Source organism: Bradyrhizobium sp. CCBAU 51745 (assembly GCF_028128715.1).
Taxonomy (GTDB): Bacteria; Pseudomonadota; Alphaproteobacteria; order Rhizobiales; family Xanthobacteraceae; genus Bradyrhizobium; species Bradyrhizobium manausense.
In genome coordinates, this window is the sequence record NZ_LBJP01000079.1 from 22,594 (window position 1) to 45,316 (window position 22,723).

17 protein-coding genes and 2 pseudogenes are annotated in these 22,723 nt (G+C 59.4%); 7 read left to right on the forward strand and 12 right to left on the reverse strand.

The genetic code is table 11. The features are described from left to right. Positions 1 to 597: 597 nt before the first annotated feature. The 7 genes and pseudogenes from XH98_RS21135 to XH98_RS41190 form a co-directional block, all read right to left on the reverse strand. Positions 598 to 1,252: pseudogene (locus tag XH98_RS21135) on the reverse strand (biotin synthase BioB); the annotation flags it as partial. 346 nt (positions 1,253 to 1,598) lie between these two features. After that, positions 1,599 to 3,422: an ABC transporter ATP-binding protein gene (locus tag XH98_RS21140; protein ID WP_271619780.1), complete on the reverse strand. Its 1,824-nt coding sequence runs from the start codon at positions 3,420 to 3,422 to the stop codon at positions 1,599 to 1,601. A gap of 1 nt (position 3,423) precedes the next feature. Further along, entirely contained in the window at positions 3,424 to 4,290 is an 867-nt protein-coding gene (locus tag XH98_RS21145) for an ABC transporter permease (RefSeq protein WP_442868618.1), read from the reverse strand. Then, positions 4,287 to 5,243: an ABC transporter permease gene (locus tag XH98_RS21150; protein WP_271619782.1), complete on the reverse strand. Its 957-nt coding sequence runs from the start codon at positions 5,241 to 5,243 to the stop codon at positions 4,287 to 4,289. The genes XH98_RS21145 and XH98_RS21150 overlap by 4 nt, the downstream gene beginning before the upstream one ends. Positions 5,244 to 5,308: 65 nt before the next feature. Continuing rightward, positions 5,309 to 6,940, reverse strand: a complete 1,632-nt coding sequence (locus XH98_RS21155) for an ABC transporter substrate-binding protein (RefSeq protein ID WP_271619783.1) — start codon at positions 6,938 to 6,940, stop codon at positions 5,309 to 5,311. 579 nt (positions 6,941 to 7,519) lie between these two features. Beyond that, a pseudogene (locus XH98_RS21160) lies at positions 7,520 to 7,677 on the reverse strand (IS701 family transposase); the annotation flags it as partial. A gap of 694 nt (positions 7,678 to 8,371) precedes the next feature. After that, entirely contained in the window at positions 8,372 to 8,623 is a 252-nt protein-coding gene (locus XH98_RS41190; RefSeq protein ID WP_442868616.1) for a hypothetical protein, read from the reverse strand. A gap of 1,279 nt (positions 8,624 to 9,902) precedes the next feature. On the opposite strand from XH98_RS41190, the gene XH98_RS21170 reads away from it, so the two are divergent. The 7 genes from XH98_RS21170 (at position 9,903) to XH98_RS21200 (ending at position 15,345) form a co-directional block, all read left to right on the forward strand. Further along, positions 9,903 to 10,877 (forward strand): 3-hydroxyacyl-CoA dehydrogenase NAD-binding domain-containing protein, encoded by a 975-nt coding sequence (locus XH98_RS21170; protein ID WP_271619784.1) that lies wholly within the window; start codon positions 9,903 to 9,905, stop codon positions 10,875 to 10,877. Further along, positions 10,874 to 11,329 carry a thioesterase family protein gene (locus XH98_RS21175; RefSeq protein WP_271619785.1) on the forward strand — a complete coding sequence of 152 codons (456 nt, stop codon included), beginning with the start codon at positions 10,874 to 10,876 and terminating at the stop codon, positions 11,327 to 11,329. Before XH98_RS21170 ends, XH98_RS21175 begins: the two co-directional genes overlap by 4 nt. Positions 11,330 to 12,143: 814 nt before the next feature. After that, positions 12,144 to 12,449 carry a hypothetical protein gene (locus XH98_RS21180; RefSeq protein WP_271619786.1) on the forward strand — a complete coding sequence of 102 codons (306 nt, stop codon included), beginning with the start codon at positions 12,144 to 12,146 and terminating at the stop codon, positions 12,447 to 12,449. Further along, positions 12,446 to 12,718 (forward strand): ATP-binding protein, encoded by a 273-nt coding sequence (locus XH98_RS21185; RefSeq protein WP_271619787.1) that lies wholly within the window; start codon positions 12,446 to 12,448, stop codon positions 12,716 to 12,718. Before XH98_RS21180 ends, XH98_RS21185 begins: the two co-directional genes overlap by 4 nt. Before the next feature lie 432 nt (positions 12,719 to 13,150). Beyond that, positions 13,151 to 14,035: a 3-keto-5-aminohexanoate cleavage protein gene (locus XH98_RS21190; protein ID WP_271619788.1), complete on the forward strand. Its 885-nt coding sequence runs from the start codon at positions 13,151 to 13,153 to the stop codon at positions 14,033 to 14,035. A 353-nt stretch (positions 14,036 to 14,388) separates the two neighbouring features. After that, the gene (locus XH98_RS21195; RefSeq protein WP_271619789.1) at positions 14,389 to 14,571 is read left to right on the forward strand and encodes a hypothetical protein; all 183 of its coding nucleotides are present in this window, start codon (positions 14,389 to 14,391) and stop codon (positions 14,569 to 14,571) included. A 426-nt stretch (positions 14,572 to 14,997) separates the two neighbouring features. Then, complete coding sequence (locus tag XH98_RS21200) at positions 14,998 to 15,345, forward strand: hypothetical protein (RefSeq protein ID WP_271619840.1); 348 nt, start codon at positions 14,998 to 15,000, stop codon at positions 15,343 to 15,345. A 422-nt stretch (positions 15,346 to 15,767) separates the two neighbouring features. On the opposite strand, the gene XH98_RS21205 is transcribed toward XH98_RS21200, so the two are convergent. The 5 genes from XH98_RS21205 to XH98_RS21225 form a co-directional block, all read right to left on the reverse strand. Further along, positions 15,768 to 16,553: a carnitinyl-CoA dehydratase gene (locus XH98_RS21205; RefSeq protein ID WP_271619790.1), complete on the reverse strand. Its 786-nt coding sequence runs from the start codon at positions 16,551 to 16,553 to the stop codon at positions 15,768 to 15,770. Between the two features lies 1 nt (position 16,554). Beyond that, positions 16,555 to 18,633, reverse strand: coding sequence for an acetate--CoA ligase family protein (locus XH98_RS21210; protein ID WP_271619791.1), 2,079 nt, complete (start codon positions 18,631 to 18,633; stop codon positions 16,555 to 16,557). A gap of 261 nt (positions 18,634 to 18,894) precedes the next feature. Next, complete coding sequence (locus XH98_RS21215) at positions 18,895 to 20,052, reverse strand: acyl-CoA dehydrogenase family protein (RefSeq protein WP_271619792.1); 1,158 nt, start codon at positions 20,050 to 20,052, stop codon at positions 18,895 to 18,897. Positions 20,053 to 20,098: 46 nt separating this feature from the next. Then, positions 20,099 to 21,295, reverse strand: a complete 1,197-nt coding sequence (locus tag XH98_RS21220; protein WP_271619793.1) for an acyl-CoA dehydrogenase family protein — start codon at positions 21,293 to 21,295, stop codon at positions 20,099 to 20,101. A gap of 15 nt (positions 21,296 to 21,310) precedes the next feature. After that, entirely contained in the window at positions 21,311 to 21,838 is a 528-nt protein-coding gene (locus XH98_RS21225) for a hypothetical protein (RefSeq protein ID WP_271619794.1), read from the reverse strand. Positions 21,839 to 22,723: the final 885 nt, after the last annotated feature.

Below are 22,723 nucleotides of genomic sequence, written 5' to 3' on the forward strand. Positions count from 1 at the left end.
TCGTTGACGTCCAGCACGGGTGTGTTCATGGGTTTTCTCCCCCTGAGCTCGCGTCGGCTGCTCGGCGGCGCCGGTCTCTCAGCAACCCATCGAATGTGCTTCCTGCTGCAGCTCGAAAGCCGGTTCTTCGGCGCGCCCGCGCGCGGTCAACGCGCAGCGCTGTACGAATGCGCAGCCCTGGATCGGTTAGTTTGAGCGTCGGCACAAGCGCGGCGATTTCGGTTAGCTGGCGCGCTCGCGCGATGTTCGCCTGCCGCCTGGACATCCAGGCAAGGAATCCGCTCGTGTGCAATGCAGCGGTCGCTCGAACAGCTCCGTCACCTGGGCCTTCTCGATCTTGCGCGCCGCGTACATCGCCAAATCCCTGGGGCGCCTCGATGGGTAGGTGGCAAAGCCTATGCCGGTCTCAACATTGTATAATTCGACGCGCTCGTTGAGCAACAATCCCGCCGCGTCCATTAGCGCACATGTTAATCGAAATCGAATCTTCGTAGTGCAGATCGGCTTCGGTGACATAGGCGCGGTGCGTTTCATCGAGGTAAGTTGCATTGATCACCTAGCAGGAGTTTGTGTAGGGCACTCGCTGAGCCGCTTCGCTCAGGGAGGCGCGGATCCGATGCCGACCCGCCTGAACAGATTCGGATCACGGTCGCGTTGCCTTTTTTGGAAGTCAACGGTACATCGCCGATGAAAACTGAATTCGCGCCGGCCAAAAAGCATAGCGCCTGCAGTTCGTCTGACATGTGCTTCCTCCCAGCGTACAATCGCACTGCGCTCTCTAGCATGATGATAGGGGCTCCGCCGCTAACCGCGCTAGCGCCATCGGCTCGGCACGCTCTGCGGCTCCGTTGACCGGCACGTCGTTGACTTCGTTAAGGGTTGATCGGCACGCTCTCGGGGTGACTAGGCGATTGGCGAGCAATACGAGCATGCTGAGCCGATCCTCAGGCTGCTCGCCCAAGCCGATAGTGCCGCCGCAGCAGACCTTGATGCCGGCATCGCGCACATCTGCTGGCGCGTCGATGCGGTCCTGCAAAGTGGGGGTTGCTAATATCTTGCCATAGAATTCCGGCGAGGTGTCGACGTTGTGATTGGAAAGTCGAGCCCAGGCGTCGGTGAGCCGTGCGGCCTACATCTGCGTCAGCCATGCCTAGCGTAACGCAGGTTCCATGCCGAGCCCCTTAACCGCGCTGACCATGCCGCAGACCTTATCAAGATCGCGATCTTTTGGAGTGCGCCCAGCCGCGGCCATCGCCAACGCTCTCGACCACCACCGCATGACGTATATTGCGACCAGCAAGGACCGGCAGAGGCACCAGCAGCAACGCGATCGCTGCAATCGTCGGGTCAATTTCGTGACGAATATTCTCCTACATCTTTTGCGCCACACGTCTTATAAAGCGAATAACTATCCAACACAACCACACCGAGCGGCAGTAAATATGTTGCTCCTGTTCCCCATCCTTGAGACGTGTATCCACCGGAAGGAAGCCGATTTGAGGTCTCCTCAAGTTGCTGAACGGATCGATTGGAACCGCCCTAGCGCCTGCTCCGATCCTGGCTGATTCTTTTGGTCCGCAAGCCGCCTTGCAGCTCGCTTACCCCGCTGTCAGCTTAACGAGCTCCTCTTCCGTGCGCAGGCAACGAATTTCAGCCCCTTTTGACAGACGGCGCACGGGTGTCGGCTCGACGTCGCAGCGACCCGGGATACGGACAGGACAGCGCTCGAAGAAGCTACAGGTTTGTTCCCGTCCGGTACGCGCAACACCCGTCGTGGCCTCCTTGAAAAACCTTTCGCTCATTCGGTCTAGCCAGCCCTGCCGTAGCTCAGGCACCGATGAGATAAGGAGATCAGAATAAGGATGCAGGGGGCGTCGGTGCAGTGCTTGGCGGCTACCATGTTCCATTATCTGTCCGGCGTAGAGGATCATCACTTGATCGCACACGGCTTTGACAGTGGAAAGATCGTGGCTGATAAACAGGTAGGCGACGCCGATCTCGCGCTGCAATTCGGCAAGAAGATCGAGAATTGCGGCGCCGACTACCGTGTCGAGCGCGGACGTCACCTCGTCGCAGAGGATCAGCGAGGGCTCGGCGGCGAGCGCCCTTGCGAGATTGACGCGTTGCTTCTGACCGCCCGAGATCTCGCTCGGGTAGCGCTCGGCTATGGTCGCCGGTAGGCGCACCATATCGAGGAGTTCGGTGACCCGGCGCCGTCTCTTGTCGCCAGTCAGGCCGTGATAGAACTCAAGCGGGCGGCCGAGGATACGGCCGATTGGGCGCGCCGGGTTGAGGGCGGTATCAGCACTCTGGAAGACGATCTGGATGCGTCGCAGCTGATCGCGAGTGCGCTCGGCCGCTGCGCGCGGCAGCGGCATACCATCCAGCTGCACCTCGCCCCGCGCCGCCGGCAACAGGCCGGCAACAACACGCGCAAGCGTACTCTTGCCGCAGCCCGATTCGCCGATGATGCCGAGCGTGCTGCCGGGCTTGATCGAGAGGTTGATGTCCCGCAGCACCGGCAGTGCGGGGATGCCGTCCCTGTCGACCTTGCCATAGCCGGCGATGACGCTCCTCACCTCAACGACCGGCGGCGTAGCCCGCCGCTGCGTGGTGGCGGCTGCCGCGGCCCGCACCTGAGGTTCGGCAGCGGCGAGGAGGCTCTTGGTGTAATCGTTCTTGGGCGAGGAGAGGATGCGCCCCGTCGCATCAACCTCGTGGATAGTGCCGTCGCGCAGCACGATGATGCGATCCGCCATTTGCGCAACCACTGCGAGATCGTGCGAGACGTAGACCGCGGTCGTGCCGCGCTCCTTGATCGCCTTCTTGAAGACGCGCAGCACCTCGATCTGGGTCGTCACGTCGAGCGCCGTGGTCGGCTCGTCGAAGATGACGAGCTTCGGCTCGGTGACAAGCGCCATGGCGGCAAGCAGGCGCTGTAGCTGCCCGCCGGAAACTTGGTGCGGATACCGCTCGCCGACCTTCTCCGGATTTGGCAGGACGAGCTCGCGGAACAACGCGACCGCCTTCGCCTCGGCCTCGACTACCGGCATTACACGGTGGATCTGCGAGCTCTCGATCACCTGCTTGAGGAGTGGGCGGGCCGGATTGAAGGAGGCTGCCGCGCTCTGCGGCACATAGGCCATGTCGCGCCCGCGCAGGGACGCCAACTCGCGCTGGCTCATGGCGAGCACCTCGCGCCCGTCGAAGGTGATTTTTCCACCAACGATGCGCGAGCCCGCGCGGGCATAGCCCATCAGCGAGAGTGCAATGGTAGTCTTGCCCGAGCCGGATTCGCCGATGAGGGCAACGACTTCGCCTGGCTCGACCGTGAAGCTGACATCCTTGACGATCACGAGTTCGCGCCCGTAGTCGTCGCGCGCCGTTACGCGCAGCTTCTCGATCTTGACTAGCGGGGCCATTTCAGTGCTCACCGCTCGAGGACCAGCGGCCCGGCAAATTGTCGATAAGCAGGTTGACGCCGATCGTCAAGGTCGCAATGGCAACCGCCGGCATAACCACCGCGAGCGCGCCATCGGCGAGTCCAGCGACATTCTCGCGTACGAGCGAGCCCCAGTCGGCATCCGGCGGCTGCACGCCGAGACCGAGAAAGGAAAGGCTGGACAGAATGAGCACCGCGAACACGAACCGCAGGCCAAAATCGGTCAGTACCGGACCGGCGATGTTCGGCAGGATCTCCTCGCGGATGAGATAGCCGGTCCCCTCCCCGCGGGCGCGCGCTACCTCGACGAAATCGAGCGTGCTTACGTTGACGGCAAGCGAGCGCCAAATGCGGAAGGCGCCGGACGTAAAGATCAAGGCGACTGTGCCGATTAGCACCGGTATCGACGAGCCGAGCGCCGCGATGACAACGAGGGCTGCCATCTTGCTCGGGACCGAAATGAGCGCGTCGAAGAAACGGCTGAGCGCCATGTCGACCGCTCCGCGCGAAACTGCGGCCAACATACCGAGTGCGCCGCCCATCAGGACGGCGAAGAAGGTCGCCACGGCGGCGACGCCGAGTGTGTAGCGCGCGCCAACGAGGATGCGGCTCATCACGTCCCGCCCGAGAAAGTCGCTGCCGAGCGGAACGGCCCAGCTCATCTGGCCGAACACGTCGTCGTCGACCAGCGCGCCTACGTCATGAGGTGCGACGTAGGGCCCGATGATGGCCATCACCACCCAGAAGGCAACGATACTACCGCCAATTATCCCCGCGAGCGGCAGGTGGGGGCGGCGGCGCCGCCGGGCCGGCGATTCGATGGCGGTGACTGTTTGATCAGCGCTCATCGATAGCGAAGCCTTGGATTGGACAGGATGCCCGCAATATCGGCGAGCATCACCAGGAAGAGATACGCCGAGCAAAAGATCATCACACAGGCTTGGACGAGCGGCATGTCCCGGGTCGAGACGGCATCGACGAGAAGGCGCGCGAGGCCAGGATAATTGAAGATTATTTCGACGATAATGGTACCGCCGAGAAGGTACGACAGGCTGAGAGCGACAGCATTCGCGATGGGACCAATCGTGTTCGACAGAGCGTGCGTCAGCACGATCCGCATCGGCCGCGCCCCCTTGAGCACCGCCATTTCGATGTAAGGCGAGCGCAGCGTGTCGATAACGGCTGCGCGCGTCATGCGCATCATCTGCGCAATCATTACGCAACTCAGGGTGAACACCGGCAGCGCGAAGAGGCGGAAGAACTGGTCAAAGGAGACGATCCCGTCCGCATAGGACAGCGCCGGAAACCAGCGCAGGTGTACGGCGAAGACGATCACGCATAGCGTTGCAATCAGGAACTCAGGTACCGCTACGATCGACATTGTGAGGAAGTTCGCGGCACGATCGAAGAGGCTGCCGCGCCAGATCGCCGAGGTGATTCCGAGGACGAGCGCGATCGGCACGCATACGAGCGCCGTCACCCCAGCGAGCATGAGTGAGTTCGGCAGGCGGCTAGCGATCAGCCCCGCCACCGGCAGTTTGTTGACGAGAGAGCGGCCCGGATCGCCCGAGAGCAGCCCGCCGAGCCACAGGAAGTAGCGGATATAGGGGGGCTGATCGAGGTGGAGGGCGTGGCGCAGGCCCGCGACAGCCTCGGCGGTCGCACTTTGCCCGAGCACGGCCTCCGCGACGTCGCCCGGCAGGACTTCCGTGCCGACGAAGACCGCGACTGAGACGAACCCGAGTGTCAGAATCGCAATCGCGATCCTGCTTGCGAGTAGTCGAACCAACGTCGTCCTCATGTTGGCCATCCCGGCGCCACGCTTCGACCCGCACGGCGCCCGTTCGGAGGATGCCGCAACAACGGTCATTGGTCGAGCCAAATATTTTCGGCGAAGTTGAAGCCCATCATGCCACCGGTCGGGATTGGACGCAGCCCTTTCAGCTTATTAACATGGGCGTCGAGATAGCTCGCGAACACCGGAATGCAAACACCGGAGTCCTCGTGCACGAGGCGCTGCATTTCGCTGTACCGCTCGCGCCGTCTCTCGGTGTTGGTCTCCGCGCGAGCTTCGAGCAGTAGCGCGTCGAAGCGCTCGTTTCGCCAAGCGCTCTCGTTGAAGGGCCCCTGCGAGTAGAAGAACTGGGTGAATGTAACATCAGCGCTCGCTTTGGGCGGATTGCTGCTGAAGAATATCGGGTGCTTCGCCCAATGGTTCGACCAAAATCCGTCGGCGGGCACGCGCTGCAATTGAAGGTTGAGTCCGATCTGCTGACCGACCTGCTGCAGGACCTGCCCCATCTCCTCTGAGTTCGGGGCGGCGGGTGACACGACAACGGGGACGGCCTGGTTGGCAAAGCCCGAACGTTGCAGATAGAAGCGCGCCTTATCGAGATCGAAGGGGCGCTGCGGCAGCCTCGCATCGTAGAAGCGGTTGGTCGGGTCAATCGGCTGATCGTTGGCGACTACCGCGAAACCCCGGTAGACCGTCCGGCGGATCTGCTCGCGGTTGAACATGTGCTTCACCGCCAGCACGAAGTCAGGATTTGATCCGGGCGCTCCGTCGAGGCGCAGGACAAGATCATGGTAGGCACCGCCCTTGGTCTCAAATAGGGTGAGGTTCGAGGCGGAGATGATCCGCGGCACCAAGCGCGGGCTGACCGTGCCGATCAACTGCATATCGCCTGCGAGCAGCGCGTTGACGCGCGCCTGCTCGTCCGTGATGCCGAAAACCTCGATCTCGTCGAGATAGGGCTTGCCGGGCTTGAAGTACTCAGTGTTGCGCACCGCGAGCGATCGCACGCCGGGTTGAAATTCCTGGCACTTGTAAGGGCCGGTGCCATTCGCCCTACGGAAATCGGTAACGCCGTCCTTAACGATCGCGCATTGCCAGGTGCCGAACATGGTCGGCAGATCGGCATTTGGGCCACTAAGACGTATGCGCACCTCGTTCGGCCCGGTCGCGGCGATCTCCTCCATAGGTGCGACTAGGGTACGCATGGCCGAGCCAATTGCCGGATCCTTGTGGCGCTGCAAGGAATAGACGACGTCGGCGGAGGTCAGCGGGGAGCCGTCATGAAACCGTACGTCTCGACGCAGCTTGATAGTCCACACTGTCGCGCGCTCACTCGGTGCCATCTCCTCGGCAAGATCGAGTTGCGGGGTCAAACTCTCATCGAGAGTGGTGAGCCCGTTATAGAACATAAACGCGCGTGAAAAGTCTGTCTGGGTCATCCCCTTGGCGGGATCCATCGTCTCTGTAGCCGAACTCCCGTTGGTCGCCGCCTTGATCCTACCGCCACGTCGCGGGGTTTCTGCGTGCGCCGTCTCCGCCAACATCGCAAAGGCGCCAGCGGCCGCGACTGACATGCCAGCCGCAACGAGCAGTTTCATCACATCCCGCCGCGACGCTCCGCGCCTCAACGCCTCACTCAAGCGCAACGCTTCGGCCGCGACCGTTTCGGCCTTCTTCAGTTCCTTCACTCGTGAATCAGACATGGATAACTCCTGTTGGCGTTGCCCGACAGGCTCCTTGAGCCCGCCATGTTCTCGGCCGCGCCCTTTGACTCCTCGACCTGGGCCGACAGAAGGCTCTTCACTTTGGAAATGCTACCAGCCTCCAACGCCGAGTTTCGCTAATGGAAGGCCTAAAGACACCGAAATTATGCGCATAGTTGCAAAAATTCGCAAAAATCATCTCTTAATCGGGTTTGGCTTTGGAAGGCCAGCTCGGCGCCGGGCTGACGCGGACGTTGAGCTTGGTCCCAAGCTAGTTAGGCGGCCTACTCCAAAATTAGTTTTGGTTCACCATGCTTCGTCACCTCGTGTTATTCGCCGCTAAAGACAAAGACCACATTGAGCAAAAGATCGAAGGCCAATCGCTCTAATGCAGACCCACTCGAAATTGTAACCGCAAGACCGGCCAACTCGGCAACGACAGGGTGAGTTCGAGAGAGGCGGAACTCTCAGCTTACGAAAGCGATCAGCTATACTAACTAGCACTACTTTGGCACATTGATTGACTGAGGTTTTTCAAGGATTTGTTTTCGGCAGTACGGACACCACGGAGCCGGGGCCCGGACGCCGGTCGGCTATGCGGACATGGACAGCAGCAAATCGGGCTTTCAGCCTTTCGTCCCGCAACGCCAGCTCACGGTTTTCCACCTGGCGAAGGTCAGCATTTGTTCTGTCCGGGTCGAAAGCCGAACCTTGGTATTCGGCCAAGTCGCAGGCACGAATGTCCATATCCGACTTGCCTAGTCGATGTGCTGGTCCGTGCACCCTACAACGTTCAAGCAGCAGATGCTCGCGCAAGCTTCTGATGTAACCACCTAAAGATGCGGTCGCAGAGGCAACGAAGTTTTCTATCTCGTCCCTTCGAGCGCGATTATGGGAGGCACGACCAACTCGAGATCAATGCGCCGCTTACAACTAGCTGCGATCGATCGCCTCCCAGACGCCGACGATGGCGCGCTCACCACCGACTACAAGAGCTGAGCACCTGAAACTGTCGAGCCAATTGCGAGCGACGCATCAAAGCTAGACGGTCTTGCGCTGGCGGCCGGTGCGACGCTCCTCTAGTTTCCGCCTACGGCCTCAACCCGATCGAGAATGCCTTCGTCACGCTCAAAGAAAATTTTACGAAAGGCTGCCGAACGCACCGTCGGTGGCCTCTGGGATGCTGTCGGGCGCATCATCGACACCTATACTCTACAAACTACTACTTCGTCGCCGCAGGCTAGGCAACCTGATCGGCTAACGCTCTAGCCGATAATCTGTCTCGATAAGCGCCGACCCGAGTTGTGTCGGCCCGAGCCGACAGAAGCAAAAGCAGTACCACAAGAAGATTTTCGATCGACCTTGGTCGAAATGTATCCTTAGCTTGTGCATCGCCACCATCAGTTAATCGCCTGGCGACTTCAAAGGCTGTTAGCCGCAAAGCCAAGGCTCGGTCGCTTCATCAAAGTCGCCATCCTTGATATTCAGGTCGGCAAGACGAGCATTTTTCGATTCAACGAAACGCTGATGGAAGCCTGGGCTTACATCCATGCGAGTACCAGCAACCCGGACAGCAGGCTTTATCCCAAGGCGACCGGACGAGAGGCCAAGCTTTGCTATATGGGCCACGCCTTGGAGAACCGGCATGGCCTGGCGGTTGGTGGCAAAGGTCACGCGTGCCAATGGTACCGCCGAACGCCGAGCTTCGGAGGCGATGCTGAAGGCGAGACGCAAAGCCGCAGGCCGTCGCACCACGGCCGGTGAGGACAACGCGCATGATACGGTCGACCATGTCTCCAATTTTTCGCGCCGTCGGCGTGACGCCACGCGTGAGGCAGAACCAGGCCCTCACTAAGACAGGCCAGAGCCGCAACAGCGCCGTCGACGAGCGAACCGCGCGGCATCAGCGCTACGGCATGCCGCAGCCTGGCGATGGTCAAGTGCATCTTCGCGTGGGGCAAGCAGTACGGCACCATGTGAAAGATCAACCATCGTGGTATTGCTTGGGTCGCCGCCGACTTCCTGCTCAATCTGATTGCATAGAGCCTGCGGACATTCCAAAACTGCTTGCCGCTCAGGCGCCACACGTCAGGCAGGCGCAAACACCAACCTAGAAATTCCGTTCGAATCTGCCGCCTCCAACAACGACCGGCGAAACTCTCGATTTCAAGGTTTTTCAGCAGAATGCTAGATCGATGATACCTTCAGCGCATGAATGCGCTCGCTTGAGTCGCGAGCACGCGGCTATCTCGTTTTGCTCTATCGATCGACAATAGCACGTTCATGCACCTGGTTTCGCCGAGGTGAGTCACCTGCTTTTGGCCGCCATAGGGCCTCAGGCTATACGATTACGACTTCGTCCAACGATCAGCGGGACGGGCCGTTTTCACGGCCGTACGCACGATCCCTCTGGCGGCAGTCTGAGGGTAGTACTGAACTCGTCGTCGCCTTGCACGCTATTGTGCTCGAGATCGGGACAAATTAGTAGGAGCCATCAGTCACCGCGAGATTCGGACGACAACTAAGCAGCCGGTTTCTACTGAGCCCCGAGAACCGCGCGCGTGGCATAGCTGAGTGCGGGGCAAGTGCAAGTGAGATACCTCGCGAATTTCTCTCCGAGGGAGTCTGATTTGCGCCTCATCCAACCTGAGGCCCATTTGATACGAAACGCTCTGCATTATTCGACATACAAGCAGAATTTCGGCCGCTTTTGCTCCTGGATTAAAGGAAACGAGCGTCACATTTGGCTATGGTTTGGGGCATGACATCGCATGCTTCACGGCGTGGTCTAGCAATGCGGATCAACGCATCAACCATTCAAGGCAACGACCGCCCTCGAACTGTGATTGTTTGATTTCTTTTGAGACCTGATCCGACATTCTGGTCGGTCTCAGGATTGACAAAGTAGCGCTAGCGACGGCTCGCCAGCTTGCGTCGGCTGTTTCAAAACTGGAGTAAACGAATGTCGAAATCTGAAAAACCGGGCGCAAGCAAGATTGCCAAGGTTACCTGTATCGGCGGCGGCGTAATCGGAGCTGGTTGGGCCGCGCATTTCATGCGAGCTGGGCTTGATATCGTGGTATATGACCAAGCTGCCGAGCGTGAGGGCTATCTCCGAGAAAGTCTCGCGAGAGCCATGCCTGCCCTCGCGGATCTGGGGATGGCGCCGGGTGCTTCACCTGCACGGGTCTCCTTCACTAGCGATTTCGAAGAGGCGTTAAGAGGTACCGATTTCGTCCAGGAAAGTGCGCCCGAAAATATCGAGGCGAAAATTTGTTTGCTTTCAGAAATTGACGCGCTTGTGGCGCCTGATGTGATTATTGCCTCAAGTTCTTCGGGCTTCCTTGCCTCAGACTTAAGGAGAGGGGCGCGGCATCCCGAGCGCATCCTTGTCGGACATCCCTTCAACCCGCCTTTTCTGATTCCACTTGTTGAGATAGCCGGAGGCGATGCAGCTCGAGAGGCGGCGGACAGGGCTACCGCATTTTATGAATCGACTGGCAGCGAAGTGGTCGAGTTAGACCGCGAGATCGAGGGCTACATCGGCAATCGTATCCAATACGCCGTTCTCAGGGAGGTTCTCTACATGATGTCGCAAGGGGTGGCCAGTCTGGAAGCAATTGATAGAGCCATCGCCGCAGGTCCAGCTATCCGCTGGGCTGTAATGGGGCTGTCTTCTTCTTTGTACCTCGGGAAGAGCGACCCGTCTCAATGGAGCAAACTCGTGGATAGTATCGGTCGTGACATGGACGGTTATCTAGCGCCGGCGAGCTTCAAGCCTGACCCGACGGTGCTGCGGGACTATGCTGAACAGGTCTCCAACGGGATCGGAGCGAATGGGCAGGCGGGGCTGATGGCCTTGCGCAATGCCGGCGTGGTGGGTATCCGCTCTGCTTTAGCGCGTGTGAAAGCAGGTCTTGGTGGGGGCGAAATATGACCTGGATTAAGACTTGGGAAGGGGTCGTAGAGAAGGACTGGTTGGACCAGCTTGATCACGTCAATTTCCTGACCTACCAGCGCATAGCCGATCTCGCCAGTGGCGAAATCTGGCGCCGCGCAGAGGGGAGTGCTGAGTCGTCACCGGATCTTCAGTTCGTAATGACAGAAACACATGTTTGCTATACCCGCGAACTGCGGTTGGGAGCGCCGGTTGAAATCCGTACATCGCTGATCGCGTGGGATACGAAGCGGTTTCATCTTTTTCATCGCCTGGAAAGCGCCAGCAATCTCGTTTGTACGGTCGAGACAATGAACCTATGCTTCGATCCAACCAACCGCAGAGTGGCCCCGTTCCCAGCCGCAATCAGCAGCTATTTCTCGTCATGGGGGAGCTCGCCAGATGATGTCCATGCGCAATTGTCGATTGGCCGAAGGCCATCTCGCAGTTGATTACCATAACTGATTTCTGACCGGCGCCCGCTTGCTCGGGCCGGAAAGAAAAAGTGCTCATTTGGGTTGCGCTCGCACGCAAGCCGCTGGTTTGCCTCAACGCCTAGAGATCGGCACACTGTCCAACCGCGCCATCACTGCCGGCAAGCGTCACATTTCTGGCCGGTCGCTGCGTTGGTATCAAGCGTCCTTTTTGAACTCTCCAGCGGCACGTCGGTAGCGCTGTCGTCGGAGTTGGTCAGGATTGCGGAGACGGCGCGAGTGCCATCGGATTACGCCTACCAAGGGCTCAGCCGTGCAAGCCGGGCGCTGATTCCGACGCAATCCGGCCACCGATCCGGATGGAAGTCGGCCGCCCCGTTGAGACCGGCCTGACGCTCTCGAAGGCGGCGATCGAATCGCCGACCAGCCCTCCTTTGCGGCCAAGCAAGACGAGGTCTGATGGCCCGGCGAGAGAGCGCCGATGGAAAAGGTTCGAGAAGTTTGAGACTGTGGCACGCCCTTGGCGTGAGCGAACGGCAGATCGTGCCGCGACTGGCGCGCATCGGCTGGTCCATGTCTTCGTCGCCGTGCTGGGAGCGTCCAACTACACCTCCGCCGAGGTGCGGTGGTCGGAAAAGGCTGGCCGACTGGATCGGGTTACACGTCAATGCCTTGCGCGCGATCGGAGGCGTGCCGAAGGCGATCGTTTGCGACAATCTTAAGGCCGGTCACCGCCACCTGCCTAGGAGCCGGGCATCAACCGCACCTACCAGGAACTGCTCGAGCATTACGCCACCGCGAAGCCGCGCGATAACGCGAAGGAAGAAGTGGCGTGCAAATCGTCAAGCGGTTCGTACTAGCACGGCTGCGCAATCGGCGCTTCTTCTCGCTTGACGAAATCAACGCGGCGATCCGCGAGAGGGTCACCGACCTCAACGCCAGGATCATGCGCAAGCTCGGTGCGAGTCGGGACGAGCTGCTCATTGAGATCGAGAAGCCGGCGAGCCCTGCCGCCGATGCCGTTTCAGTGTGCCGAGTGGAAGAAATGTCGGGTAATGCCCGACTATCACGTCGAGATCGCCACTACTACTCGGTGCAAGCCTCCGTTAGAACGCCGTCGTCGCGGATATCGACATGAAGGCCCCACGCGGGTTCGACAAGCCGCTGTTCCAAAAGCTCGTCGTCGGCGAGTGGGTCGACCGGGATCAGAACCTGCTCATCATCGATCCGACCGGCGTCAGCAATAGCTGGATTGCTTCCGCACTCGGCCACAAGGCCTGCCGGGACAACCGCTATGCTCGCATCCTCAGGACCCTGCGCGCGTCGGCGGTGATCTCGCGTGCCTCGACCAGCGTTGGTACGGGAGCTTCGATCGCCGCGATCGTGACCTCTCCCCTTTGTGAATAAGTCTCGGCCGATCGTCATCAGGCGCGCGATGGTTCTGGCCCACGGAATCCTCTGAAGGTTTCGCGTGTCGGCCTTTTCACCCCATCGTGCGGGTTCCCCACTCGCTGAGACGCGGAGCGAGGCTCGGAAGCCGTGCGCCGTTGAGCGACGAGAGCTATACGTGCTGCGCCGATCGCTCAGGCCCGAGAATCGATGGAAATATGCATAAACTCGTTAGAAGTCGCTGGTATTATGCCGAGTTGACGTGGATTGAGCCGAAAACCGGTCGTCGGGTAACTTAAGATACGATGGTTTTGACGCGCGGACATGAGGGCGGGCCTTTCCGGAAGATCGGGCGAGCCTGGGCTGCCCTCAACGACGTGCTGGTCGAAATAAAAGCCGGTGCCGGCAGCCCACCGGTCCCGAATTCATAGGAACTGAAAGGAGTCTTTGATGTCTCGGAAGGTCATCATCACGTGCGCAGTAACTGGGGGCAATAGTGCAGTCCTTGCGAAGCATCCGAATATTCCAAAGACGCCGTCACAAATTGCGGATGCAGCGCTGGAGGCCGCGAACGCAGGCGCTGCTGTTGTTCACATCCACGTTCGCGATCCAGACACCGGACTCGGATCGAATCGATACGAGCTCTATGAGCAGGTGGTGAAGAAGCTTCGGGACGCGGCGACTGACGTCATCATCAACTTGACGTGCGGAATGGACGGCGAGCTGGCGATCGATTCCGTTGATCCCATAACGATTGGCAAGGCGTCCACACTTAGGGCTCCTATGGGACGCTGTCTCCACGCCATCAAGCTTCAGCCAGAGCTTTGTACCCTGGATTGCGCCACGCTTTTGTTTGGGGACCGCATTTATGTTGCGCGCATGTCCGATCTGCGCGAGATGGCGACGCTTATGCGCGAAGCAGGAGTAAAGCCTGAACTGGAATGCTTCGATCTAGGCCATATTGAAACCGCAAAGAAACTAATCTCGGAAGGCTCAGTGGATGGTCCTGGCCTGTTTCAATTCTGCCTCAGCACTGGGAATGGCGCTCCCGCTACTCCTATTGTTCTGCAAGCGATGCGGGAGCTTTTGCCTTCAGGTGCGATCTGGGGTGGATTTGGATGTGGCCCGGATGAAATGCCGATGGTCGCACAGGTAGTCTCGATGGGGGGGCATGTGCGAGTAGGATTGGAAGATAACATTTATCTTCGACGTGGTGTATTGGCATCAAACGCCCAACTTGTCGAGAATGCGGTAGGCATCATTGAGCGGATGGGAGATAGCGTAGCAACACCGGCGGAGGCTCGGAAATTTCTTGGGGTTGTGAAACGCGGATAACCGCAGTTTGTTTCCAGCATGGTGTTGAGCCATGCTGGAAGTCGAATTTGACCGCATTGCCTCACTAAAAATTTAAGCTGACGACTTCGCTGTCGAGTGTTGGAGCGGAGCTGCCGAATCAGTTCGGTGGCGGCTATGGCAGGGAAGATCAGCATGCGCGCAACGCTCGAGATCAAATCAGCGCTGGCCAACCGTTATCAGTCGAGCGGGCGGTTCGAGGAGGGACGGATTCTAGACGCGCCATAACGGCTCGCATCGCTAGCAGGCGGTACGTGCACTTCGACCACGCGAGACAGTTGGGGCGGGCAGGTCGAGACACCTCAAAGAGCGGTCAAGGACGCGTTGACCGCGCTGTGAAAGGCATCGGCTCGGGTATGTGGCACGGCTCAACGATCCCGACCTTGCTGCCTGCTCTTGAGCAACATGGCCGATTGGAGCTTGGCCAGTCGGATCGTGATCGTGTTCTGGCCATCAGCGCCCCCACCATCGATCGCGTGCTCGGCCATGACTGGAACGGCCCGGTGCCCGGCTTCTAAGGATATGATCGCCCCCGGCGGCACGGCGGTGACTGACTCGTTCATCCCTGACGTGGTCGCGGTTGAGCGGAGTGTTTGTCACTGCTGACGCGTAAAGGTTGGCTGGTCGTCGAGGCGATTAGACTAGCCGCGCACAGATGCCTGTTCGCGTGGCCGTGAGCGGCGTGGACACTTCGACAACGTCAGCGCCTTCATGAACGATGTTATCGTGAAATGGTGTCGCGGACAGAAGCTTGTTACGTGAACAGAAGCAGCACCAGCGTGGACCGATGGTCTGCTCGCTGCACGCTCGGGAGGCGGAATGCATCGGTGAGGTTAAGGCCCACCGGCCCTACGAGTTCGGGGGCAAGGTCTCCGTTTCCGCCACCCTATCGCACGCCAGAGTGTCCAGTTCGTCGCTCATGTGGGCGCTGCCCGGCAGTCCTCATGACGGACAAACATCGAGACCATCGTCCCGGACGTGCAGGCACTGATCGGCAACATCATCGCCTTGTTCTCGACAAGTGCTATCGCCGCCACAATGCGCCACCCGACTACAAGTTCAAGGTCTTAATCTCAGGGCAGAAGCGGCGGGTCACGTCGAATATGAAGTGCAAGCTGCGTCGGCGTTACGCCGTCGAGCCGGTCACCGGCCAGCTCAAATCCGAGCACCGGATGGGACGCAATTTTCTCTGGCATCACGAGGGCGCCGCCGCCAATGCCATCCTCGCCGCAGTCGGCTACAGCTTCCGCCGTCTGATCCAGTGGCTCGCGCGCCGTCTCAACCCGCGATGACCTTGGGCTCATTGCCACATTGGACGATGCATTACGAGTCGGGTCAGGATCCTGTCTGGTGCTTCAGGCCTCAGGTCCAAGTGCTTGGCCATGCCCCGCGCCCTTAGCTAGGCGGCCCGTCGCGCAACAATAGAGATCTCATATTGCGAACGAGAGCTCGCCCTTGGCGCTCTCGGTGTGGACCCGAGCGCGCGGTGCGGGATGCTCCGAAGAGAGAACGGCCCCCGCCTCCACTAGGTACGCCTCGCCATTGGTCCTTATTTCCGAGCAGGAACGCGCCCGCAGGTTCGCCAAGAACATCGGACGGGTCAGCGCATACGATCTCGAGTACAACTTCGGCCCGCGCGCAGACCATCCTGTATCCGACAGCCGCGGCGCATCAGGCTGGCGCGTCGATACATCATCACTGTGGGCCAGCTGCACTATCTTCCTTTCCAAACAGGGTCGCGTTTTTCGGCGAAAGCCCGCGGGCCCTCCAGCCTGTCCTCCGAGCAGCTGAGCGTTTCGACAGCCGCGAGCTGGCGACGCGAAACTCGGTTCATCGCGTCTTGAAACGTGAGTGTCTCGGCCACGCGCACCGTTTCCTTGATCGCGGCAAAGACCAGCGGTGGTCCGCTGGCGAGCAGCCGCGCAATCTCCCAGACGCGTTCCTCAAGCTTCTCCTTGGGCAGCACCTCATTGACGATACCCCAGCGATGCGCCTCTGCTGCGTCCATCCAACGACCGGTAAGCAGTAATTCCATGGCGATGTGATACGGAATGCGTTTCGGCAACTTGATGCTTGCCGCGTCGGCCAGCACGCCGGCGCGAATCTCCGGTAGCGCGAAGGAGGAATGGTCGGAGGTGTAGATCAAGTCGCAGGAGAGCGCCAGTTCGAAGCCACCTCCGACAGCCATGCCGTTGACGCAGGCAATCACCGGCTTGTTGAGGCCGCGCAGTTCCTGCAACCCACCGAATCCGCCGATGCCGTAGTCGTTGCTGCCGGGTTCATCCGTAGCTGCTACCGACTTGAGATCCCAACCGGCGCAGAAGAACTTGTCACCGGCAGTTTTGACAATCGCGACGCGCAGTTCAGGCTGGTCTCGGAACGCCTTGAATGTGTCACCCATTAGCCGCGACGTTTTGTTATCGATGGCATTGGCTTTCGGCCGATTGAGCGTAACCTCAAGGATCGCCCCTTCGCGGCGAGTGGTGATGACGTCAGGCATTCTATTGTTCTCCTTTATCTCCAAGCACCAGCAGCGCGTCAGCCATCCAGGCGCCCTTGCCTTCTGAACAGACGATCAGCGGGTTAATGTCCAATTCCTCGATCTCGCTGGCATTCTTCTGAACGAATTCAGCAATTGCGGTGATGGCTTCGATAGCGGCCGCGATATCGGCCTTCGGCCGACCCCGATAGCCTTCGAGTAATTGATAGAACTTTAGGCTGCGCACTGCGGTCTCGATTTCACTGCGCGTCGTGGGCAGCATGAGGGTCACGCTGTCGCGGAGCAATTCGACCAGAACGCCGCCGGTGCCAAGCGTCATGATCGGGCCAAACATCGGATCGCGGGTGAAGCCGACGATAAGTTCGGCAACTGCGTTGCGCACCATGCGTTCGACATAGAGGCCAGTGCCGAGCGGCAACAGATCAAGCGCCGCCGCTCTGACAGATTCCTCATCCTTGAGATTCAGCCGCACCGCTCCGACTTCCGATTTGTGTGCGACGCCTAGCGCTTTCAGTGCTACAGGAAATCCGAGCGTCGTCGACACGATCAGCGCCTCCTCGGCACTGCGGGCGCGCCGGCCTTTCGGCACTGGCAGACCGGCTTTGAGCAGTCTTTCCTTGGCTCCGGCTTCGTCAGATGTCACACGCAGGTCGGTTGACGCACCTGCAGCCGTGGTGTCAATTGGCTCCGCCTGTGGCTTGCACCACGCCGAACCAATGAACGCGCCCGCTTCGGCGGCTTCCATCGCTTCAGAAATGCCCAATAGAGGTGCTATGCCCCGCTCAATGAGTCCGGCAGTGTACTCTTCAGGCATGTTCTCGGGCAACGAGGAGACGATCGCGCCCTTCGCCTTGTTGGTCTTGAGCGCCGCTTCGAAGGCGCGTATGTTTGGCCAATAGCTGGCGTTCGAGCAGCGGTCGGGACGCGGGAAGTCGAGCACCATCATGTTAAGGTCAAAGCCACCCGACACCATTGCAGTGAAGGTCTCGGTCAGCGCCGGCTCGTTGTTCCAGATGAAGGTGTGGTAGTCGAGCGGGTTGGCCACCGCGACCAGTGGCCCAAGCGTCGATTTGACACGGGCGCGGTGCTGATCGGTGAGGGGGGGGAAATGTACAAGACGCCCTTCGGCGCTGTCAGCCATGACCGAGGCTTCGCCGCCTGAGCAACTCATCGACGACAGGCGGAAGCCGTGCAGCGGCCCTGTTACGTGCAAAAGCTTCAGCGCTTCGATGAATGTGGGAATGGATTCGACCCGGGCGATACCGAGCCGCTTCAGGAACGCACCGGAAGCGGCGTCCGAGCCGGAAAGCGAAGCGGTGTGTGATAGGGCCGCCTGGCGCGCCTGCTCTGAACGGCCAACTTTGATCGCTGTGATCGGCTTCTTCAACTCGCGCGCCCGTGCGGCCAGCCTTTCAAAACCGGCGACGGAATCGAAGGCCTCCACGTGTAGGCCGAGTGCCGTGACACGATCGTCCTCTACCAGGCCAAGCGCCATTTCGGAAAGACCGGTCTGCGCCTGATTGCCGGCAGTCATCAGAAAAGCGATCGGTAAGCCACGCTTCTGCATCGTCATGCTGATGGCCATGCTTGATGACTGCGTGATAATTGCGACGCCACGGCCGCCTTCGGCTAGCCTGATTCCGCCATGCTGGTCGGGCCATAAGAGTGCACCGTCGGCATAGTTGATCAGGCCGTAGCAGTTCGGGCCGAGAAGTGGCATCTGCCCGGCTGCCGCGACGACCTCGGCCTGCAGCCGTTCACCTTCCTGGTCATAGGCTGCGACTTCGAGAAAACCGGAAGCGTAGCAGACGGCCCCGCCGGCACCGCGCGCGGCCAGAGCTGCGATCACCTCTATGGTGAGGTGCCGGTTCACACCAACGAAAGCGGCGTCAGGTGCATCGGGCAGGTCGGCCACCGACCGGTAGGCCTTGCGGCCGGCAACCTCTTGCTTGGTGGGATGCACCGGCCAGATCTCGCCAGCAAAGCCCATGCTAATGGATTGCGCGACAACGGATGCGGCCTGCCGCCCCCCGAACACGGCGATAGATTTCGGACGTAGAAGGCGTTCCAGCCTATGCATCGATCAGTTCCCAAATTCAGGTAGCGGAGTTCGCCCTGGATGCGTTCCAATGATTGATCGTGTATCAGGCAGTACCGCGGTACGTGGCATCGAAGAGAGAGCTTGCCCCACTGAACGGGATTTCACGGGCGTCCTGGAATTAGGTTGATCGCGCATTGATATTCAAGCCTGGTCGGGACCAAAGAGCCGGTACCCAGTGAAATCGCAATGGGAAGAAGGCTCTACTTTTTTCGAGTCCGGCCACTCCCTTAAATTCCTTCCTCAATTCGATTGCTCACTGAGGAGCCCTCCGAGCCCGGCAAGACGCCTTAAATGGAAGTCTGTATCGCCGAACGAGGCATCTAACATGGTGACATGTTTGAAGTAGTGACCAACGCTGTACTCCATGGTCATTCCGATGCCACCATGGAGTTGGATCGACTGTTGTCCGATCGCCTTCGCCGAGCGACCAATCTGGGCCTTTGCCGCCGAAACTGCGCGCTCGCGGTCGGTAGTATTGGGTTCATCTACCATCATTGCGGCATACATGGCCATCGAACGGGATTGCTCTAGTTCGACGAACATGTCGACCGCCCGATGCTGCAACACCTGAAACGTGCCGATCTTCCTTCCGAACTGCTCGCGCGTCTTGAGATATTCGAGAGTAATGGCGTTCATTTTGGAAAAGGAGCCGACGGCTTCTGCGCAAATTGCTGCAATCGCCTCGTCAGCCACTCGCGAAATAACTGGGAACGCCCTTGCCGGATCACCAATGACATTGGCGGCCTCAACGTGCACGTTCTCAAGCGTGATCTCGGCCGCACGGAGGCCGTCTTGTGTCGGATAGCCGCGGCGTGCAAGACCTGACGCATGGGCGTTGACCAGAAACAGGCCGATCCCATCCTTGTCCCGCGTCTCTCCGGCTGTTCGGGCCGATATGATATACTCGTCAACGGAGTCGCCGTGAAGAACTAGGCTCTTCGTACCGTTCAGGATCCATCCGTCCCCGTCCTTTTTCGCCTGCGTCTTAATGTCGAAAAGGTCATAGCGCGACTGCGGCTCAGCATAGGCGAAGGCCAATTTCGTTCGGCCCCCCGCGATCGCGGGGATGATTTTTGACTTCTGCGCCTCACTCGCCCCGTGCCGGAGGATGCCGCCTGCGAGGACAACGGTCGCGAAATAAGGTTCGAGTATCAGCGCCTCGCCGAAGGCCTCCATAACAATCATGGTGTCGACTGCACTGCCGCCGAAGCCGCCATATTCTTGACCGAAGGGCAATGCAAGAAGCCCGAGGTCGGCATAGCGTGACCACATCGCTTCACTATATCCGCGCTCCTCCGCCTGATACCTGCGGCGGTGCTCGAACCCGTAGCTGTCGAGTAGCAGCCGCTCGACACTCTCTTTGAGAAGCCGCTGCTCCTCGGAAAGATCAAAGTCCAACGTGAATTCTCCTGAACTGGGGGCCGCGCCAGCGGCCATTGAGGTATCAGAGGCCGAGGATCGCCTTCGCAATGATGTTCTTCTGGATCTCGTTGGAGCCCGAGTAGATTGAAGCGGCGCGGCTTCCGAAATATGTGGGCGCGGCGCTTGCGACCCGATCGGGGCCAATCGGTGGCTCATTGCCACTCTCGAGCTCCTCTTCCGAGAGATAGGGAAGCGCCAAAGGACCGGCTACATCCATTAGCAGTTCCGCGGCCATCTGCTCAATTTCCGAGCCTCTGAGCTTAAGGATAGAGCTTGCAGGGTCTTGCGAGCCCTTCTGCTGCTTCGATGCATTAGTGACCACGCGAAGCTGCGTCAGTTCAAACGCCTTCAATTGGACCTCGACTGCAGCGACCCTCTCGCGGAATGCGGCTTGGTCGATTAGTCGCTCATCGCCGAGGTAACACTGCGCGGCAAGTCTCTTGGCGTGCCGGATGCGCTCCTCGGAAATGGCTACCCCGGCGTCGGCGAAGCGTTCATTACCAAGAAGAAACTTGGCATAGTCCCACCCCTTATTTTCTTCGCCGACGAGATTCTCGACCGGAACACGGACGTTGTCGAAAAAGACCTCGTTAACTTCGTGACCGCCGTCGATTAACTGTATCGGACGCACACTGACGCCTGGCGTCGTCATGTCGATCAGAAGGAAGGAGATCCCTTGCTGCTTTTTCACATCAGGATCGGTCCTGACCAAGCAAAAGATCCAATCAGCGTATTGCGCCCACGTGGTCCAGATCTTCTGCCCATTGACGACATAGTGACTTCCATCACGCACTGCTCGTGTCCTGAGTGAAGCGAGATCGGAGCCCGCGCCCGGCTCAGAAAAGCCTTGGCACCACCAGTCCTTCGCGTCGGCAATGCGCGGCAGATAGTATTTCTTCTGCGCCTCATTGCCGAAGGTATAAATGACGGGGCCAACCAAAGACTCGCCGTATCCAAACTTAAACCGCGCGGGAAGCGCTCGCACCTCTTCGGCGAAAATATACTGCTGCAAGGGAGTCCATCCCGCTCCTCCATATTCTTTGGGCCAAGTTGGAACACCCTTCCGATTGAGGATACGCGCTCCCGTAGCCTTCTCGTCTTTTGACAACTGACGGCCTTCGGCTAATTTACGCGGTATCTCCGGCAACATGTTTTCACGCAAGAACCGCCGCACTTCTGCGCGAAAGCCCCGCTCTTCTTCAGTGAATGCGAGATCCATTGATTCTTCCCGTGACTAAATTCGGATTCGAACTGTTGCGATTGAGGACCACTGACAATGCGGCCGCAATTGAGACGTTGATGAGCTAGGGAATACGGTCGAATAAAGTTCGTTCACACAGCGCGAGCGCCTCTCCGACGCCGTAGCGATGTGAGCGTAGCTCCTGTAGTACGACCACCAGGCATCGTCGCGCTTCGCTTCGAGCACCGAGATGGTAAGGTGTTCCGCCTCCACGTGCTGCTCCGGCACAAATTCCTGCACAAGCTCCACGTTGCGAACGGCGTCCGCGAGGTTCTCAACCACTTCCGCAGGCAGCGAACCTTGCGTCAGTCGCTGGTACGCCCGCCGCGCGGCCGGCCGTAGCTGCTGCAGGCGATAGACGGCGTTGGGTGCGGGATCGTACACCCGCACGTCAACCCCGTTTAGAACAAATCGTGCGGCCCACCCTCCACGGATCGTCACGCCCCTTACCAACCCAACCTTTTGCGGCAGTTTCCCTGACAGAAATGTTGAGCTTTCAGACGACGTTGCACTCTCAGGCATGACGCTTCTCGCAAACCTCATTAGGGCGTAAAAGGCCCATTCCGATCCTATCGAGAATATCTCTCCACCAGACGGAACGTGGCCGCCGATCGCCGACGGAAGCTGCTCCGGGCCCGCAGCACACCCGATCCGCGCTTCGCAACGGGGACAGCACCTGTGACAGCGCAGTAATGAACACCTCTGAAACCACTTCCACCACTACGCCAGTCCAACGATACATTTGACCAAATAGTACCGGCCCTAGGCGCACAAATTGACGAATATAGACGGTCCGTAAGCCGAAATCAGGCGCTCGATCGCCCCAAGTTGAACTTTTGCCTCTTCACCATCGACGCTGCTCAAAGAAAGCTGCCGGAAGGCGCCTGACCTTTCGTAAGGGATTAGCCAGGCAATGGTCTTGCTACTTGTGGTTAAACGAACGGCAATTGCAGGCCGGAATCACTTCGTCAGCGCCGTCGGAATCTCCTGCTCCTTAACTGCGGCGCCGATTGCGGGAAGTGACGCCGTCGGCCCTCAAGTGAAGCGGTGCAATGGTCGCCGTAATTAGCCCGAGTTTAATTTTGAAGTAAGTGGTGGGGGAGCTACGTCAAGTAACGGGCGACCAAACAGCTAGGTCCCGTCTTCGCACAACTATCCGCTGCTTGCCATCCCCGCAATCGTGGCGGACGCACTCATCACGCTCGCCAGCGATAAAGCAAGGTATCTAATTCGCCGCCGGCCCAGGATACTCTTCCGTTGGTGCGGCATTGGCGTGAACGTGTGTGTAGGCATAGCGATCGAAGCCGCACGAGAGGGTAACTTGTCGAGCCCGTTGCGAATGGACGTCGATCGACAGCGCCGATCAACGATCAACCTCTGTAATTTGGGTAATTGGCCATCCGATTC